General features: G+C 69.5%; 21 protein-coding genes. All 21 read left to right on the forward strand.

Going from position 1 to position 17339, the window contains the following annotated elements; genetic code table 11:
• Nucleotides 1-1500, forward strand: a 1500-nt coding sequence (locus QJS31_RS35425; protein ID WP_306358842.1) for a phage protease, incomplete at its 5' end; no start/stop codon positions are given.
• Between the two features lies 1 nt (nt 1501).
• A complete protein-coding gene (locus QJS31_RS35430; protein ID WP_306358843.1) occupies nt 1502-1954 on the forward strand; it encodes a hypothetical protein in 453 nt (150 codons plus the stop codon).
• 44 nt (nt 1955-1998) lie between these two features.
• Nucleotides 1999-2916: a hypothetical protein gene (locus QJS31_RS35435; RefSeq protein WP_306358844.1), complete on the forward strand. Its 918-nt coding sequence runs from the start codon at nt 1999-2001 to the stop codon at nt 2914-2916.
• Entirely contained in the window at nt 2913-3311 is a 399-nt protein-coding gene (locus QJS31_RS35440; RefSeq protein WP_306358845.1) for a lipase chaperone, read from the forward strand. Before QJS31_RS35435 ends, QJS31_RS35440 begins: the two co-directional genes overlap by 4 nt.
• Before the next feature lie 7 nt (nt 3312-3318).
• Nucleotides 3319-3702, forward strand: coding sequence for a hypothetical protein (locus QJS31_RS35445; RefSeq protein WP_306358846.1), 384 nt, complete (start codon nt 3319-3321; stop codon nt 3700-3702).
• Nucleotides 3699-4013: a hypothetical protein gene (locus QJS31_RS35450; protein ID WP_306358847.1), complete on the forward strand. Its 315-nt coding sequence runs from the start codon at nt 3699-3701 to the stop codon at nt 4011-4013. Before QJS31_RS35445 ends, QJS31_RS35450 begins: the two co-directional genes overlap by 4 nt.
• Nucleotides 4014-4017: 4 nt before the next feature.
• Nucleotides 4018-4266, forward strand: a complete 249-nt coding sequence (locus QJS31_RS35455) for a hypothetical protein (protein WP_306358848.1) — start codon at nt 4018-4020, stop codon at nt 4264-4266.
• Nucleotides 4263-4667 carry a hypothetical protein gene (locus QJS31_RS35460; protein ID WP_306358849.1) on the forward strand — a complete coding sequence of 135 codons (405 nt, stop codon included), beginning with the start codon at nt 4263-4265 and terminating at the stop codon, nt 4665-4667. The genes QJS31_RS35455 and QJS31_RS35460 overlap by 4 nt, the downstream gene beginning before the upstream one ends.
• A gap of 38 nt (nt 4668-4705) precedes the next feature.
• The gene (locus QJS31_RS35465; RefSeq protein WP_306358850.1) at nt 4706-5233 is read left to right on the forward strand and encodes a hypothetical protein; all 528 of its coding nucleotides are present in this window, start codon (nt 4706-4708) and stop codon (nt 5231-5233) included.
• Nucleotides 5234-5326: 93 nt separating this feature from the next.
• A complete protein-coding gene (locus tag QJS31_RS35470; RefSeq protein WP_306358851.1) occupies nt 5327-5668 on the forward strand; it encodes a hypothetical protein in 342 nt (113 codons plus the stop codon).
• Nucleotides 5669-5673: 5 nt separating this feature from the next.
• Nucleotides 5674-6069: a hypothetical protein gene (locus QJS31_RS35475; protein WP_306358852.1), complete on the forward strand. Its 396-nt coding sequence runs from the start codon at nt 5674-5676 to the stop codon at nt 6067-6069.
• The gene (locus tag QJS31_RS35480; RefSeq protein WP_306358853.1) at nt 6062-9433 is read left to right on the forward strand and encodes a hypothetical protein; all 3372 of its coding nucleotides are present in this window, start codon (nt 6062-6064) and stop codon (nt 9431-9433) included. The genes QJS31_RS35475 and QJS31_RS35480 overlap by 8 nt, the downstream gene beginning before the upstream one ends.
• On the forward strand, nt 9430-10329 hold the full coding sequence (locus tag QJS31_RS35485; protein WP_306358854.1) for a phage tail protein: 900 nt from the start codon (nt 9430-9432) through the stop codon (nt 10327-10329). The genes QJS31_RS35480 and QJS31_RS35485 overlap by 4 nt, the downstream gene beginning before the upstream one ends.
• Nucleotides 10329-11978 (forward strand): phage tail protein, encoded by a 1650-nt coding sequence (locus tag QJS31_RS35490; protein ID WP_306358855.1) that lies wholly within the window; start codon nt 10329-10331, stop codon nt 11976-11978. Before QJS31_RS35485 ends, QJS31_RS35490 begins: the two co-directional genes overlap by 1 nt.
• Nucleotides 11979-12023: 45 nt before the next feature.
• Entirely contained in the window at nt 12024-13055 is a 1032-nt protein-coding gene (locus QJS31_RS35495) for a hypothetical protein (RefSeq protein ID WP_306358856.1), read from the forward strand.
• Between the two features lie 13 nt (nt 13056-13068).
• Nucleotides 13069-14139 carry a hypothetical protein gene (locus tag QJS31_RS35500; protein ID WP_306358857.1) on the forward strand — a complete coding sequence of 357 codons (1071 nt, stop codon included), beginning with the start codon at nt 13069-13071 and terminating at the stop codon, nt 14137-14139.
• Nucleotides 14136-15182: a hypothetical protein gene (locus tag QJS31_RS35505; protein ID WP_306358858.1), complete on the forward strand. Its 1047-nt coding sequence runs from the start codon at nt 14136-14138 to the stop codon at nt 15180-15182. The genes QJS31_RS35500 and QJS31_RS35505 overlap by 4 nt, the downstream gene beginning before the upstream one ends.
• On the forward strand, nt 15179-15781 hold the full coding sequence (locus QJS31_RS35510; protein ID WP_306358859.1) for a hypothetical protein: 603 nt from the start codon (nt 15179-15181) through the stop codon (nt 15779-15781). The genes QJS31_RS35505 and QJS31_RS35510 overlap by 4 nt, the downstream gene beginning before the upstream one ends.
• A gap of 32 nt (nt 15782-15813) precedes the next feature.
• Nucleotides 15814-16695, forward strand: coding sequence for an N-acetylmuramoyl-L-alanine amidase (locus QJS31_RS35515; RefSeq protein ID WP_306358860.1), 882 nt, complete (start codon nt 15814-15816; stop codon nt 16693-16695).
• Nucleotides 16692-17036, forward strand: a complete 345-nt coding sequence (locus QJS31_RS35520; RefSeq protein WP_306358861.1) for a hypothetical protein — start codon at nt 16692-16694, stop codon at nt 17034-17036. Before QJS31_RS35515 ends, QJS31_RS35520 begins: the two co-directional genes overlap by 4 nt.
• Nucleotides 17033-17338, forward strand: coding sequence for a hypothetical protein (locus QJS31_RS35525; protein ID WP_306358862.1), 306 nt, complete (start codon nt 17033-17035; stop codon nt 17336-17338). Before QJS31_RS35520 ends, QJS31_RS35525 begins: the two co-directional genes overlap by 4 nt.
• Nucleotide 17339 lies beyond the last annotated feature (1 nt).

The raw sequence follows: 17339 nt of genomic DNA on the forward strand, positions 1-17339 counted from the left end.
GGCGCTGTTTTGACCGCGCCGCTGCCGGTGCCCGCCGCGCCGCCGCTGTCGCATGTGGCGCAGGTCGAGCTGATGCACATCGGCACCTGGGATGCGAGCACGGGACGGCACACCTTCACCGCCGATGATCTGGCGTTCGCGGTCGCGGCGATGGACTGCCCGGCCGTGCACCGGCCGCGGATCAAGCTCGGCCACACCGACCCTCGGTTCGACGGCGAACCCGCGGTCGGCTGGGTCGACAACCTCGCCGTCGTCGACGGCCGCGCCCTGGTCGGCGACCTCGTTGGGATGCCCGGATGGCTGGCGACCCCGGATGCCAACGGGCACACCGTGATCGCGTCGGCGTATCCACAGCGCTCGATCGAAGGCGAATGGGATTACCGGTGCGCGCTCGGCCACGTGCATCCGTTCGTGCTGACCGGGCTCGCGCTGCTCGGTATCAGCGAGCCCGCCATCGGCACCCTCGCCTCATTGCAGGACGTCGCCGCGCTCTACGGCGTCGCCGCGTCCGCGCCGCACACCGGCGGCACCCCCGTCACAGTCCAGATGAGAGGACAGCTCATGCCCAGCCCGTCGCCGCGACAGGTCGCCGCCGGTGTCACCACCGAGGACGTGCGCCGCAAGTTCTACGACTCCGCGCCCTGGTCGCAGTGGATCGAGGAGTTCCACCTCGACCCGTTGCAGCTGATCGTGCTCGACGACGACACCGGCACCCGCCAGCGCGTCCCGGTCGTGGTCGACCCCGCCGGGGACGGCACCGACGGCGTCACCTTCGGTGCTGCGGTGCCGGTGGTCGTGCGCTACGACGACGCGGCCCCCGCCGACGCCGCCCCGGCCGCCCCGGCCGCCGCCACCGATCCGGCCGCGACCGTCGCGGCCTCCACCGTTCTGCGGTACGCGAGCCGTGCCGAGTCCCGCCCCGGCCGTCCGGCCGCGGCGGCCACCCCCGCCGCGCCCGCGAGCGGGGACACCACCACCACCCAAGGAGGTTCGGGCGTGGAAATCACCAACGAACAGCTCGCGGCGCTGCGCACGGCTCTCGGCCTGGCCGACGACGCCGACCTCGACGCCATCATCGCCGCCATTCAGGAACTCGTCACCACCGCCGCCGAGGACGCCACCACGGCGGCCGCCGAGCAGGCCGCGGCCGCCGAACAGGTCGCCGCCGGGCGACTGCCCGCCGGTGCCGTCGCGATCGACTCCGGCCGCCTGGCCGCCCTCGAGGCCGACTCGCAGCGGTTCGCCGCGTTCCTGGCCCGCCAGCGCGCCGACGACATCGAGGTCACGCTCTCCACCGCGGTCCGCGAGGGCCGGATCACCCCGGCGAACCGCGAGGCGTGGCGCAAGACCCTCGACACCGATCTCGAGCACGGCAAGGCGCTGCTGTCGTCGATGGCCGCCAATACCGCCGTGCCGGTGTCCGAGCTCGGGCACGCCACCGAGGTCGCCGAGGTCGCCGATGTCCGCAGCGACGCCGTTTACAAGAACTGGAGCATCTGATATGGGCGCAATCGCGCAGGTCACCCAGGGTGGCCCGAAGACCTTCACCCCCGCCGACAACGAGGTGATCCTCGGCGGCCAGCTCGTCGAGGCGCGCGCGGGCGGCCGCATCGGCGTCGCGGCCGCGGCCAGCGTGCGCGTGGTCGGCGTCGCGCTGACCGACGCCGTTGCGCCCGAGGACTTCCCGGCCGCGAACGGCACCGACGTTCTCGGCCGCCCGATCGTGTCGGCGGTGCCGATCCCGACCTCGGTCGCGGTCGCCTATGCGGGCGACGAGTGCAAGGTCACCTACTCCGCCGACGCCGCGTTCGGCGACAAGCTCGTCGCCACCGCCAACGGCACCGTCGCCCCGGCGGGCGCGACCCCGGACGCCCGCACGATCGTCGGCGTCTGCACCGAACCCGCCGGTGTCGTGGTCGCCACCAACGCGCGCGGCCTCATGCGGATCGCCTGACCGCCACCCACCAGACAGGAGAAACCCTCATGCCCACTTCGATTGTGAGCGTCAGCGACGGGTCGCGGCTGACCGTGTCCGACCTGGTCAAGAACCCGCTGTTCATCCCGACCAAGATGAAGGAGCTGATCGAAAACCAGTTCATTTCCGAGGCGCTGCTGCGCAACGGCGGCCGCAACGACGCCGGTGTCGTCGCCTACCGCGAAGGTGACCCGACGTTCCTCGACGACGACGTCGCCGACGTCGCCGAGTTCGGCGAGATCCCGGTGTCGTCCGGGCAGCTCGGTTTGCCCCGGACGGCGTTCGCCGTCAAGAAGGCGCTCGGCGTGCGCGTCTCCAAGGAGATGATCGACGAGAACAAGATCGACGCGGTCAACAAGCAGATGACCGGGTTGCGCAACACCTTCATCCGCGCCAACGACCGCGGCGCGAAGGCGCTGCTCCAGTCGGCCGCCGTGCCGACCATGGCCGTGTCGGCCGCCTGGGACGACCCCGCCGGTAAGCCGCGCACCGACCTCGCCAAGGCCATCGAGGAAATCACCACCGCCGCCCCGGCCGATGCCACCAGCGACGAGTACTACGGATTCGAGCCCGACACCCTCGTCGTGCACCCCGGCCTGCTCGCCACGCTGATGGACAACGAGCAGATCCTCAAGGTCTATCAGGGCAACGTGGCTAATGAGTCCATCGCCTACACCGGCGCGATCCCGGGAACGATCATGGGCCTGAACGTGATCAAGTCGCGGACCTTCCCCGCCGACCGCGCGTTCATCTGCGAGCGCGGCACGATCGGTTTCTACTCCGATACCCGCCCGCTCCAGTTCACTGCGCTTTACGCCGAGGGCGGCGGCCCCAACGGCGGCCCGCGCGAGTCCTGGCGCTCGGATGCGTCCTACAAGCGCGCTCTCGGCCTCGACCAGCCGAAGGCGGGCCTGTGGTTGACCGGGCTGGTGACGCCGTGACCGACTACGTCCTGACCGCGTCGCGGTTCGATCAGGTCCTCACCCGCTACGACAACGGTGCGCCGAAGGACGTGATCAAGCACCGCCGCGGCGCGCTCGTGACCGGCCTGTCCGACAGCGAGGTCGACCGCCTGCTGCGCGCGGGCGCGATCCGGCCCGCGCCGGTCGACTCGATCGTCGACGGCCCGGTCGCTGTCATTGAACCCGACACCGGCGGCGTCGGCGAGCAGCAGGGCGAGGCCACCCCGGCGGCGGCCGCACCCGTGGGCGAGGTGGAGCGGCCGAAGCAGGCCGCGCCGAAAGACGCTTGGATTGCTTTCGCCGTCGTGCGGGGGATGGCCGAGGCCGACGCCGAGGCGATGAGCAAGACCGAGCTCATCGCCGCGCTGAGCTGAGACCGTCATGACGAAGGTGACCCCGGTCGAAATCGCCCGGGGCTGGCGCGAACTCACCCCCGACCAGGAGGCCGACGCGCAGCTGCTCATCGACGCCGCGTACGGGTGGATCACCCACCCGGACCGCCGCCCGAACCTCGACTACGACGACCCGATGGGGATGCGGGCCGTGGTCGAGGTCGTGCGGGCCGCGCTCGCGCCCCCGCCCGAATTCACCGGGCATGTCAGCTACACCGACACCATGGGCCCGTGGTCGCAGTCCGGGACGCTGGTCACCCCGGCGGGCACGCTGATATTCACCCCCGCGCACGCGCAGATGCTCGGCATCACCGTCGGACCCGCGCCGCGCTGGCACTTCGGCGACCACCCGCAGCAAGCCGGAACGTCATGAGCCACACCGTGATCCGGCACCGCGGCGGCGGCTACGACGACGACGGCAACCCGATCCCGACGACCGACACCGAGCTCGTCGCCCTGGCCGTCGCGCCCGGCGCGTCCCCGGCCTACCTCGACCGCGGCCGCAACGGGCACACGGTCTCGCAGTCGGTCTACTTCCGGCCCGCCGTCGACCTCACCAATACCGACGAGCTCACCGTCGACGGCCGCCGCTACCAGATCGAAGTGCAGCAGTGGACACCGCGCCGCCCGACCAGTCCCGGCCGCACCGGCACACTCGCGCTGTGCAGCGCGGGAGAGGGGTAATTCGTTGGCTACCAACAGAGTTCGCTTGCACACCGCCAACCTCGGCAAGCTGCTGAAAACGGAATTCGGGCCGATGGTCAACGACGCCGCCCGCAAGGTCGCGGCGGCCGCCGGTGACGACGCGTTCGTCGAGGAGTACACCACCGACCGTCAAGCGGCCGCGGTCATGGTGCCCGCCGAGCAGCAGGCCATCGACGGCAAGCTCACCCGCGCGGCCGCCGCCGTCGGCCTCGAGGTGCGGGCCAAGCCGTGACACTCCACCGGGTACCGGCGGATCCGGCGAAGGCGATCAAGACCCATCTCGCCGCCGTGCTGCCGCCGCTCGTCGCCGCACCCGCACCGACCGTCGGCATGGTGTTGCCCGCCAACTGGACGACCTCGTCGGCTCCGGCCGTGGTCGTGTTCGACGACTCCGGCCCGACCGTGTGGCCGGTCCTGACCCGGCCCCTGATTCGGATCACGGTGTGGGCCAACGGCCGCGACCGATCGCTCGCCGTCGCGGGCGCGGCACTGGGTGTCGTGATGGCGCACCGCATCCCCGGCGTCGCCACCATCACCGACCCGTCGACGTTGCTCGAGGCGCGCGACTCCAAGACCGGCGGCATCCTCGCGAGCTTCACCGTTCGCACCCAAGCCCGCACTCTCCCAGCCTGATTCGGGCTGGATCCTTCACGATTTCAGGAGGTGGCCCGATGGCCCTCGATCCGAACAACGTCAAGATCTGGCAGGACGCCCACGTATGGCTGTCCTCCGAAGCGACCCGCCCCGCCATCCCCGCCGATATCGACACCGCATTCGCGACCGGGTGGGAAGAGGCCGGAATCCTCAACGGCGACGACGGCCTCACCGAAGACCGATCCAACGACGAAACCAAGCACTACGGCTGGAATATCGGCCTGATCAAGATCGGCTCCAAGAACTACGAGCTGATGCGCAAATTCTCCCCGCTCGAGGACAACCCCGTCATCCGACAGTTGGTGTGGCCCGGCTCGACCGCCGCCAAGCTGCCCATGCCCAAGCCGGTCTACCGGTGGATCGCGTTCGAGACCGACTCCGATCTCGGCGACCGCGAACGGCTCATCGCCACGATGCGCGCCCGCCTGTGGGTGCCCGCCAACGCCCGCAACGAGTCCGACCCGACTAAGTGGGAGGTCAACGTGAACCTCTTCGCCGATGGCTCCGGCGACGTGTTCGACGTCCAGGCCGGTATCCCGACCTGATAGACGCTGGCGTGCGCGGGTTTTCCGTGCGGGTTTCCACCGCGCCGCCAGCACCCTCCGTGAAATCCGCACCGACAGAAAGGAAATCCGCACATGAGCAACCATCGCCGCCGCCGTCCGCGTCCGGCCGGTGCGCCGGTCCCGCAGGACTACCGGGCACCGCGCAAGAGCGCCGCGCAGCGTGAGGCCGAAGGTATCGAGACCATCGTCATCGACTTCCGCGGAAGCGAGTTCGAAGTCCCTGCCAGCTCGGATGACTGGCCGACGACCGCGGTCCAGGCCGCGACCCACCGCCGCCATGTCGACGCTATCGAGCAGATCCTCGGACCGAAGCAGTGGGCGATCTTCCTCTCGCGGTTCCCGCGCAAGCGGGATTTCGACGAGTTCGCCGAACTGCTCGCCGAGGAGATGGGCCTCGGTACGGCGGGAAACTAGCCGAGTTGCTGCGCATCATCCGCGACCATGAGGACGCCCTCGAGGCGGATCTGTCGCAGCATCATCGCATCCGCTACACCGATCGCTGGCGTCGCGACGAGCGGGGCGTCCCGCTGCTGACGCTGCGCGAGATCTGGGTCCGTATCCAACAGCTGCCGCCGACGGCCCGGCTGGTCATGCTCGGCAACGGCGGCCGCCCCCGCTGGACCGACGCCGACTATCTGCTGTCCGACATCGCGGGCATCCTCGCCGGACGCCCCCACCCCGCGCGACCGAAACCCCAGACCGCCCCCGCCGGGCGGGAAACACCGCGGCGTGCGGCGCTGCGGCAGCGCCGGATCCGAGCCAAGCGCGAACGAGAAGCCGCTCAGAGAGCGCAGCAGGGAGGCCAGCATGAGTGAACCCGTCGCCGCCTACGCCGCGCTGCAACTCATCCCCTCGCTGCAAGGTCTCGGCAGCAGCCTGGACCGCCAACTGACCGGGCCGCTGACCGCCGCGGGGCGCAGCGCGGGCCAGGCCGCCGGGCGCGCGGTCGCCTCCGGCCTCGAGCAAGCACGCGGCGCGGTCGAACGCGCATCGGGCGCGCTCGCCGCCGCCCGTGACAAAGAGGCCGACGCCGCGGGCAAAGTGAGAGTGGCCGAGGCCAAGCTCGAGGAGTTGCGGCGCAAGGGCAACGCCAGCGCCAGCCAGCTCGCCCGCGCCGAGGAAGCACTCGCCACCGCCCAACGCGGCGCGCAACGCGCAGCGCAGAACACCCGCAGCGCAGTCCAATCACTGTCGAATGCGCGCGCTGACCTCGCCAACGCCACCGACGACGCCACCGACTCCGAAGGACATTTCTCTCGTGCGGTGTCCAACCTGGGCAATCGTCTCGGCCCGGCCGCCAAACAGATGGCAGGATTCGCCGCCGCGACCGCGACCGCCGGTGGAGCCATGGCGACCGTTGGCGAAGCGATCTCGCGGGAATCCTCCGTCGACCTACTCGCCGCCCAGCTCGGAGCAAGCGAGAACGAAGCCGCCGAATACGGCCGCATCGCTGGCGAGCTGTACCAGCAGGGACTCGGCGAGAGTTTCGACGACGTCACCCAAGCAGTCGGCGCGGTGCAGTCCGCGTTCGACACCCTCGGATTCGAGGGCGAGGTCGGCATCGACAAGGTCACCGAACGAGCGCTGAACCTGAGCCGGATCCTCGGCACCGACGTGTCCGAGGTCGTGCAGGCCACCTCGCAGCTGGTCAACCAGGGCCTCGCCAAGGACAGCACGGAAGCGTTCGACCTGCTCGCCGCCGCCACGCAGCGGACGTCGTTTGCCATGCGCGGCGAGATCCCGGAACTGATCAACGAATACGGGACATTCTTCAAGTCCATCGGATTCGACGGACAGGAATCGTTCGGCTTGCTGGTCAACGCCAGCGACAAGGGCAAAGTCGCCATGGACAAAATCGGCGACTCCATGAAAGAACTCGGCATCCGCGCCACCGACATCGGCGACAAGGGTGCAGTCGAGGCACTCGACGCGATCGGGCTCGGCGCGGCCAACATCCAGAACCGTCTGCTCGCTGGCGGCGACAGCGCCCGCACCGCGTTCTCCGAGATGGTCGCTGGAATTCAGGCGGTCGAGGACGACGCCGAACGCGCCAGCGCCGCAGCCGCGCTGATCGGTGGCCCCCTCGAAGATCTGAACAAGGTCGAGCTGGACGAATTCTTGGCCGCGATGTCGAATGCGGGCGCGGCCATGACCGGGTTCGAAGGCACCGCCGACGAGACAGGACAGACACTCAACGACAACACCGACACCGCGCTGAAACGGCTCACGCGGTCTCTCCAGGGCGGATTGCTCGACGGCCTGACCACCGCCGCCGGGTGGGTGGAGGAAAACAAGACGCTCGCGATCGTGTTCGCTGGTGTGCTGGGTACCGTCGCGACCGCTATCGGCGTGGTCAAGGTCGCTACCACCGCGTGGTCTGCCGCGCAGACGATCGCGGCGGGCGCGACGAAGGCGTGGACCGCGGTGCAGTGGTTGTGGAACGCGGCGATGACCGCGAACCCGATCGGGTTGATCGTGGTTGGTATCGCGGCGTTGGTCGCGGGGCTCGTGCTGGCGTGGAACAAGTCGGAGACGTTCCGCAATATCGTGACCGGTGTGCTCGACGCGGTGAAGTCCGCGTTCACGACCGCGGTCGAGTGGATCGGCGACAAGATCACCGATCTCCGGGATTGGCTCGGTGGTTTGGGTGACAAGGCCGGTGAGGTGAAAGACACCATCGTCGGCAAGTTCGGTGATCTGGTCGACTGGGTGACGGGTCTGCCGGGGCGGCTGGCCGACGCCGGTAAGGGCCTGTTCGACTTCATCATCAGCGGCTACCGGTCCGCGATCAACTGGCTGATCGGCAAATGGAATTCGTTCTCTCTCGGTTTCGACTTCACGATCCCGGTGATCAACAAGGACATTTCGTTCTCGATCGACACCCCGGACCTGCCGTTGCTGGCCGCAGGCGGTGTCGCCGGTGTCGACCGCGCCGGTCGCATCTTCGGCCCCGGCACCGGCACGTCGGATTCGATCCTGGCCCTCGGGGCCGATGGGCTACCGACCGCGTTCGTGTCCGCTGGCGAGGGGGTCGTGCGGAAGACCGCGATGGACGCCGGTGGTGACGCGTTGGTGGCCGCGCTGAATGCTGGGTGGGTGCCGCCGGTGGCGTTGCTGCGCGCGATGCTGCCGGGGTTGGCCGCGGGCGGCATTGTGCGGGTCAACGAGGGCGACATCTCCGGTGTGCAGCGCGGGATGTGGGACGCGGTAAGGTCCGCGTTCCCGGATGCGGTTCTCACCTCGGCGACTCGCTTCGCGGACGTCGGGTCCGGTTTCGACCATCACATGGGTCGCAAGGCCATCGACATCGCTGGACCCAACATGGTCGCGATGGCGGAATGGATCGCCGCGAACTATCCCGGCTCGCTGGAACTCATTCACGCGAACGGGTTTTCGCGCAATATCAAGAACGGTCAGAACGTCGGCAACGGTCTGTCGTTCTATGGTCCGGGCACCATGGGCGAGCACGCCGACCATGTCCATTGGGCGATGGCGTCGGCACCGACCGCGCCGCCCTCGCCCGAGGCGGATTCCGGCACGGACTCGTTCCCCTCGCTCAGTCCCGGCGGGGGCGGCGGCACCTCCGGCGGCGGCAGCACCGGCGGTGGCGGTGGTGGCGGTACGTCCGGCAGCACCACCGGCGGGTCGGGTACCCGTCCGGCTGGTGACGCGGTGCCGGTGTGGGTCGACAACTGGCCGAACAACTTCGGCACCGGCGCGAGCGCGTCGCCGTCGACGACCGTGGGCGGCGATGGCGTCGACGCGGTCTACAACGCGCCAACCGACACCACCGCCCCGGCCGCGACCACCGAGCCCCAGGAGCAGGGCGCGCACCCCTTGCAAGGCGCACCTGGAACTGGGGAGCTGTTCAACGGGCCCGCGCCGTGGTGGATGGCGTCGAGTCCGGAGCAGGCGGGCGCGAACCTCGCGGGGCAAGCGGGCAAGTTGTGGGAGCGCACCACCGGTGACGTGCAGGGGTTCTTTCAGGACAACTGGAAGGAGATGCTCGGCACCCTCGCCGGTGTGGCCGGTATGGGCGGGGTCGGCGGCCGTCTCGGCGGCGACACGATCAACATCACCAACAACGGCATGTCGCCCGAGGGCGCTGCCCGCGCCGCCGAGCGCGTCCTGCGACGCCGGACGCTCGCGCAGCAGCGCACGGGAGGTTTCACCCGGTGAATCCACTGTTGGAGATCGACACCACCAAGATCGTGTACTGGGGGTGTGGCACGCGTCGGCCGTGGCATCTGGCCGGAATCGGCGCGGGCCGCGAGGGCGTGGCGCTCGGCGAGGGCATGAGCGGGCACATGTTCCCGCCGGTGTCGCTGCTGACCTCGGCGGGCGCACGCCAGGACGGCGCGACGTTCCTGCGCTCGGTACGCCACCAACGCGAACTCGACTTCATCGTGCATATCGGCGGCGACACCCTGCCCATGCAATTCGACTCGCCGCGCGACTTTTTCGCGGTGCACGACGCGTGGTGGCGGGACTGGTCGACCGACATCCCCGGCGTGCTGGGTGTATTCACGCGTTATCAGGGCTGGCGGTTCTATCGCGTCCAGCTCGACGGCGACCCCGAGCCGCTCACCGGTATCGACCCGGCCGCGAACCTGCATGAGGCATACCGGGTTTCGGCCGTGGCGATGGATCCGCTTGCCCAGCATTTCGACGAGGTCAGCGCGTGGGTCAACGGCCTCGGCCTCAACGAGGGCGTGTTGCGGCTGCGCAATGCAGCCGATCAGCCCGCCTGGCCGCGCTACACGATGAACGGGCCCGGCCGCTGGTGGATTCAGGATCCGGTCGACACCGACGGGCTGCGGGTCGTGCAGACCCCGCTCATCGGTGACGGCGAGACCCTGCGGATCGACACCCACCCGCGGCGGCGCACCGCTCGCGTCTACTCCGACACCGCGCCCGGTGGCCGCAACGTGTGGGGGCAGTTGGCTGGTCGGCGCTGGCTCGCGTCGCTGCCGCCGTGGTCGTCGACCGATATCGTCGTGCGCTGCTCCGACGGCGCGACCACCGCGGCCGCCATCACCGCGGCCGTGACCCCGCGATCGTCGAGGCCGTTCTGATGTCCGCGCCAGTGTGGGATCCGGTCGCCGAGACCCGCCGCATGGACGCGCTCGAGCGCGCCGAGGCGGCCGAGGTCGCCAATCCTGGTGTGTTGGTGCGGTTCTGGGACAAGTTCATGCGCGAGGAGGGCGAGGAACACTCGTATCTGTCGCTGGAGTTCAGCGACAAGGTCAATACCGCGGGCGGGCTGCGCATGGTGTGCCCGCGCGATATGACGCACTTCGACCACCTGTTCAACAACGAGGACGGCGAAGACGCGACGATCCCGATCACGGTGAACGTCGGCGAGCACTACCGGTGGGACGGCTATGTCACCAAGGCATCCATCGTGCGCGACGAGAACGGCGTCGAGACCGTCGATATCGAGGCCATCCACTGCTGGAACCATGTCGCCACGATCTGCTGTTGGGCCTCGCCGTTCGCGCCGATCCTGGCGCAGTTCCCGCGCCACCACATCCTGTTCGGGCCCACCCGCACTATCGCGTGCGAGTACCTCATGACCAACCTGATTCGCCGCCAGGCCGCGAACTGGGGGCCTGCCGGTGGCTGGGCCAACGCACCCGACGGCATGGGCGCGGGCAACGTGCTGTTCCCGATCGCGGTCGTACCGGTCGACGGCTGGCGCGACACCACCAAATGGTCGGCAGGCTCGGCGCGTTTCCACCAGGCCGACCAGCTACTCGTGCCGATGCTCACCGCCGCCGACGTCCAACTCGAGGCCAGATTCTTCATCCCGGGCGAGGACGAGCAGCCCGCGCCGGACTACTACTGGCTGAGCCTGCCGACGGTCGTGCTGGAGCTGAAAGACAAATCCGGTGTCACCGGCCCGACCGGCACGCTGATCGACGGCCTGATCTCGTTCGTCGAGGATTTCCTCGACGATGGCACGACGCCGGTGCGGTACCCGAATCTCAATTCGACGACCGAGTACGAGGCGGTCTACGGGCAGCCCGGCCCGCTCGGCACCGTGCGCAACTTCCCCTGGGTGTGGTACCGCGAAGGCGAATACTCCGGCATCGGTCCCGCCGAGGTCGCGCTGCACAAGCCCACCGCTACCGATGTGATCGTCGGCGGCAAGAGCCCCGGGTGGGTCAACGCGGGCATCGAGATCGCGATCAAAAACGCGCTCGCCTGGCTCGGCCTGCTGATCGGCGTGCCGGGCCTGGACAGCCTCTATCAAGGCCAGCTCGACGACGTGTTCCTCGCGTGGATGGTCTACTCGAACGCCGAGCGGATCCGGCGCGCGGGCCCGTACGCGTTCCGCGAGATGCGAGTCACCGGCTCGGACAAGGCCTTCACGCTCGCGGGCGTGGTCGCCGGTGTCGACGGCCTGCACAAGACCCGCGGCTACACCTCGAAAAAGGTCAGCATCGACCCGTATGGCGCGCCGTACCGGTTCGGCAAGGACTACGAGCTCGGCGACCAGATCGGATTCGAGCTCGGCGACAAGCTGTTCACCGACTTCGTCACCGAAGTGACCTTCGTCGACACCCGCGACGTCGCCGCGCGCCTCGAGCTGGTGATCGGCGACGGCAGCGACGAAGAAGACACCCTCGTCAAAGCCTGGGGGCGCATGGGCTCCATCACCGGGGCCTTGACCGATCTGTTCTCCGATGTCGGCGCGGACCTCGACCTCATCATCTTCTAACCCCGGGGGTGAATACTGTTGCCCGACATTACGATTCCCGCGAACTTGACCGTGGAGCGCAGCGAGGACCTCGACGGTACGCCGATGCTCGAGGCTGCGGTCACCGTCTCGCCGACGGTCGCGCCGCTGCCGCTGCCGTCCGGACCGTCTGGCCCGACCGGGCCGAAGGGTAAGCCGCGCAGCACGTTTCAGAAGATGGGCGAGATCGCCGACGCGGCCGCGCGGCCCGGCGGCCTCGGCCCCGATGACCGCGGCAAATGGTGGCATCGCCTCGACACCAACGGCATGGACGTCTGGACCGGCAACGAGTGGAAACACTCCCCGGCAGCCGTCGGGCCACAGGGCCCGATCGCGGATACGCCGTCGCTGACCGTGGTCGACACCCACCACGACGAGACCTACACCGCAGCCGGTCTCGAGATCACCGGCGTCGGCGCGCAGCAGATCACCGCGACCGTTCCCGCCGGATTCGCGGGTCCGACCGGCCCCGTGGGCACCTCGGGCGCGATCGTCGACTCGCCGGACTACGACGCGTCGGTCGGCGTCAGCAACCGCGCCATGTTCGCCTTCACCCCGGCGGGCCGGAAGTTCCGGGCGCAGCCCGTGCCGGACGGGTACGGGCCGTGGTCGTGGCACCAGTCCGATTTCAACGCCTCCAGTGGCGATGTGGCGGCCGATCTGTTGATCGCGGGCACCTTCACCGTGCCCGCGCTGCCGTTCGCGTGGCGGCCGATCTGCTACGGGCTGCTCGCGATCCGCCACCCCAACAGCGTCCAGGTCTACAGCCAGATCTCAGTACGCCTCGGCACCGCCAACGGCCTCGTCGTCGCCGGATTCCGGTCACGGTGGGGCGCAACCGGATACCTGAATTCGTCGTATGGGCCGCTCTACGGCGATGACGACTCCCCGAAAACGCTGTCGCCCTCGTCGATGACCGCGACCGTACCCGCCGGGCAGGCCGCCACGTTGGTCGTGTGCGTCGAGCGACGCGGCAACGACGCGAATTCCTCGATCGAGATCGGATTTCAGCAGACCCGCGCCTCGCTGACCGTGGTCGCGCGGCCGGTCTATTCCTGAAGGGAGAAAACGCATGTCGAGTATCGGCGACTACGTCGACGCCGCGCTCATCCGCGGTATCGACGAGGGCATCGGCGCGCCCGGTGTGGTGCAGTCCTTTCACGCCACCCCCGCCGACGGATCGCTCGAGCTGCCCACCGGCGACCCCGGCCCGGCCGGGCCCGCCGGTCCGGCCGCGGCCGCGTTCCGTTGGGAGGGCGACATCGCCGACCGCGCCGCGCTGAACGCGCTCGCCCCGCGGCTGCGCCTGGCGCACGCCGGGAAGGCATGGCGCGTGAAGTCCGACAACTCCCTGGTCTATTGGGACGGAACGGGTTTCGAGAACTTCGTCGACGCGTTCGGTGGCGCGGGCCCCGACGGCGAAACTCACACGCTGACTATCGGCACCGTCACCACGGGGCCGGTCGGCTCCCTGCTCGAGGTCACCCTCTCGGGCACCCCGCCGAATCTCGTGCTCGACCTGACCATCCCGCGCGGCGTGGCTGGCCGCAAGGGCGACCCCGGACCACCCGGCCCGATCCGCTCGGCACCGGACTACCTCGACGGCACCCACACCCAAGACATGGTCCCGCTGTGGGACACCGCCGCCGGGAAATGGGTACCGCGGCCGCTGCCCGCCTGGCGTGGACCGTGGGCGCTGGAGGAACACCAGGCGTGGGACGGCGGCGCGGGATTCGCCGCCTCGCAATCGAACATCTCGGCTACGACCCTGCCGATCGCCACCTTGAATGTTCCCGCCCAGGATGTCGACTGGCGGCCGTTCGTGACCGGCGGTGTCATGGTCCGCACCGTCGCCGAGACCGCCGCCAACCGCGTCGACGCCGAGGTGCGCCTCGGATCCACCAGCGGCCAGTACGTCGGATACGGCACCGGCCTGCCGTGGGGCGTCGATTTCCTCAATCACATCGTGCCGTTCTACGCGACCGCGTCCATGACCCCGGCCTCGTCGGTCGGCGTGGTCGCGGCCGGTGCCGCGGCGACCCTGCACGTCGTGCTGTCGCGCACGGTCGGCAGCGGCAACTACACCTATTCGCAAGCCCGCTCGCACCTGGTGTGCTGGGCCGTCCCGGTGAGCGCGCCATGACCGAAGTGTTCGACGCCGATATCGAGGTCACCATCCGCCCGGTCTCCGACACGGTCGGGCTGCCGTTCACCGTCAACCCGGCACAGCTCGCCGACCGCGAAATGCTCATCGAGATCCGCGAGGGCGCACCCGGCCCCGCCGGAGGAGAGGGCGCGCCCGCCTGGCCCTGGGAGTGGCAAGGCGATATCGCCGACGTCGCCGCCCTCGAGGCACTCGGACTCGGCACCAGTGACGCCCGCAAGGCATGGCGCGTGGTGGCAGAGAACACCATCTACTACTGGACCGGCCTGGACTTCATCCCCTTCGCCGACAGCTTCGGAGCCGACGGCCACCAGGGCGCACCGACCGCGCTCACTGGCAGCGCGGTCGCGGGCCCGACCGGTGCCAGCGCGGCGGCCGCGCTCACCGGCACACCACCGACCCAGCACCTCGAAATCACGTTCCCGCGCGGCGAGACCGGCGAGGTCGGCGACCCCGGCGACCCGGGCCGAATCCAGGACGCCGCCGACGTCCTCATCGACACCGACCACCGCCTCGCCCAGGACTACGTACTCGCCTGGGGCACCGGCCTCGGAAAGTTCCGGCCCGTCCCCAACCCGAGACTCGGCGGCCCCTGGGCCATCGCGGGCAGCCAGTTCTCGGGCGGTAGCGGCCTGAACACACCGACCAAAGTCGTTGCCACCATGACGATTCCGTCGCAACCGCATCAGTGGCGGCCGATCGTCGAGGGCGGTGTCGTCGCCCTGGCGCACGTCCAGTCGGTCGGCGACACCCGCGTCGACATCGAGGTCCGCCTCGGCGACCCCGAAACCGGCGACCTCATCGCCTTCGGCGCGGGCGTCGCCTCGGCCAACAACCACCGTGTCCTGATCGGACCGCGGTACAGCTTCGCCGCTTCGCCCGCCTCGACATTCGGTGTCGTGCCAGCGAATACCACCACCACCCTCTACGTGGTCGCCCGCCGCGTCGTCGGCACCGGCAACTACTCAGTGACGACGTCCAATGCCCAGCTCATCGTTTACGCACAGGCGGTACGCACATGACCGACACCCCCGAACCCGAGATCGTCGACGAACGTCGGTTTGCGGCTGCGGACTACATCGACCCCGGCGAGGGCGGCACGCCCTACACCGAGAAGTTCGCGCGATTCGTTCACCAGGTCAAGCACGGCCACCTCCCCGATATCGGAGAGGTGCCCGAGATTCCGCCGCAGGTGCGCGCCTTCGCCGAGGAACTCGCGGTCATCCATTTGCCCGAATGGCGCAATCCGGCAGGGCGTCTGCTGTCCGCGCCGACCGTCACCAGCATGAAACAGGCCGTGCGGGTCGCCGGGTACCTCTACGAGCGCGGCTACCGCTGGCACCCCGAACTCGAACAGGTGCGATGGGTACCGACGCCGTCCGGCCCGCCGGGCGCGTTCGACACCGGCCTGCACATCACCCCCGACGAGCACGGCGACTGGCCGGTCCTCGACCCCGAGCAGTTCTACGACATCGCCGACATCAAAGTCGAGCGGCTCAACGACGGCCAATGGGGCGCAAGCCATCCCCGCGGCCTGGCCTTCAAGGCCGCCACCAAATCCGAAGCATACGCGGGCCTGGTCGGGCGGCTGCGCGCCAAAATCGAGGAGGCGACATCGTGAGCTGGACCGGTGACCCCGTCTGGCTGGCCGACGTGCTGCGTGCCGAGGGCCTGCGCGTCATCGAACACGACGGCTGGCGTCAGCGCGGGCGCGGCGACTTCCTCGACGTGCGCGGCGTGCTCTGCCACCACACCGCCGGCGGCGGGGCGAACGACTGGCGCATCGTCCAAAACGGCCGGCCAGATCTTCCCGGCCCGCTCGCGCAGCTCGTGCTCGAGCGCGACGGCACCTATCGCGTGATCGCCGTCGGTGTCTGCTGGCACGCGGGCCGCGGCTCGTGGCCCGGCTGGCCGACCAACAACGCCAACTATCACGTCATCGGCATTGAGGCCGTCTCGCGCGGCGACGGAACCGACTGGACCCCAGCGCAACTCGACGCCTACCGGCGCGGCTGCGCGGCCATCCTGCGCCGCCTCGGTCGCAGCGCCGCCGACTGCGTCGCGCATCGCGAATACAGCAGCGAGGGGAAGATCGACCCCGCCGGTATCGACATGCGCGTATTCCGGGCCGACGTGCAGGCCCTCATCGACCACCCCCGCACCGGGCCGACACCAGGAGGCACCATGCCCGATATCGAGCGCCAGCTCGCCGACATCCATCACCAGATCGGCCGCCCGCACCCCGTGCGGCAGGTCTTCCAGAAGGTGTTCTACAACGTCAAGGACGGAAACCTCTGGACCCGTGCGGGTTTGGCCGACATCTGGAACGAAACCGTGTGGGACGGCTACGTCAACCCGATCGACCTGCTCGACGGCCGCGACGACCCCGACCAAGCACCGGACTCGCCGAACCGGGCCCGCCGCTCCAGCCTCATCGGCTACGTGCTCGCCACCTACCGTGAGGCCACCCTCGCCCGCCGCAACACCGAGGCCATCCTCGAGCTGCTGGCCGACCAGAAGGGGGCCCAGCGGTGAAACGACTGCTCACCCTCGAGCCCGCGGTCGTGCGCTCGATCCTCGTCGGCATCAGCGCGGTCGTCGCCGTGGCCGTCAATCGCCAGATCGACACTACGTGGGTCGACACCATCACCCAGCTGTACGTGCTGGGCGCGCCGATCCTCGCCGGGATCCTCATCCGGCCCGCCGTCACCCCGAACGCCCGCGCCACCGAGGCCGCGCGGGCCACGGTGTCGTTCAACGTGTCCACCGCGTCGCCCGCGAGCGCCGCTCGAGCGGTCGACCGACTGACGAAGCGCCACCGGTCTGCCGCCGAGTATGGGCGCACCAGCGCGCGGCGAGACGAGGGGGAGCTGTGACCCCGGAACACATCGCCGCGATCGGCGGTGCCATCGTCGCCGTGCTCACCGCGGTGTTCGGGTTTCTCAATGCCCGCCAAGCCCGCAAGACCGACGAGATCGCGCAGCGATACGCCGAGCTACAGCAGCGCGTCGAACGCCTCGAGCAGGAACTCGCCCGCACCGAAGGACTGCTGCGCGCCGCGGTGCGCTACATCCGCGAGCTGCTCGCCCACATCACGCGGATCTCGGTCGCGCACCGCCTCGGCGAGACCGTGCCGGACGTGCCGCCGATCCCCGAGATGCTGAAAGAGGAGATCTGAC

This window comes from Nocardia sp. CC213A, assembly GCF_030766805.1.
Lineage (GTDB): Bacteria > Actinomycetota > Actinomycetes > Mycobacteriales > Mycobacteriaceae > Nocardia > Nocardia otitidiscaviarum.

Coding starts and splice junctions, on each gene's coding strand:
- QJS31_RS35430 (WP_306358843.1), top strand. CDS start 1,502: ATGGGCGCAATCGCGCAGGTCACCCAGGGTGGCCCGAAGACCTTCACC.
- QJS31_RS35445 (WP_306358846.1), top strand. CDS start 3,319: ATGACGAAGGTGACCCCGGTCGAAATCGCCCGGGGCTGGCGCGAACTC.
- QJS31_RS35450 (WP_306358847.1), top strand. CDS start 3,699: ATGAGCCACACCGTGATCCGGCACCGCGGCGGCGGCTACGACGACGAC.
- QJS31_RS35465 (WP_306358850.1), top strand. CDS start 4,706: ATGGCCCTCGATCCGAACAACGTCAAGATCTGGCAGGACGCCCACGTA.
- QJS31_RS35470 (WP_306358851.1), top strand. CDS start 5,327: ATGAGCAACCATCGCCGCCGCCGTCCGCGTCCGGCCGGTGCGCCGGTC.
- QJS31_RS35480 (WP_306358853.1), top strand. CDS start 6,062: ATGAGTGAACCCGTCGCCGCCTACGCCGCGCTGCAACTCATCCCCTCG.
- QJS31_RS35490 (WP_306358855.1), top strand. CDS start 10,329: ATGTCCGCGCCAGTGTGGGATCCGGTCGCCGAGACCCGCCGCATGGAC.
- QJS31_RS35500 (WP_306358857.1), top strand. CDS start 13,069: ATGTCGAGTATCGGCGACTACGTCGACGCCGCGCTCATCCGCGGTATC.
- QJS31_RS35505 (WP_306358858.1), top strand. CDS start 14,136: ATGACCGAAGTGTTCGACGCCGATATCGAGGTCACCATCCGCCCGGTC.
- QJS31_RS35510 (WP_306358859.1), top strand. CDS start 15,179: ATGACCGACACCCCCGAACCCGAGATCGTCGACGAACGTCGGTTTGCG.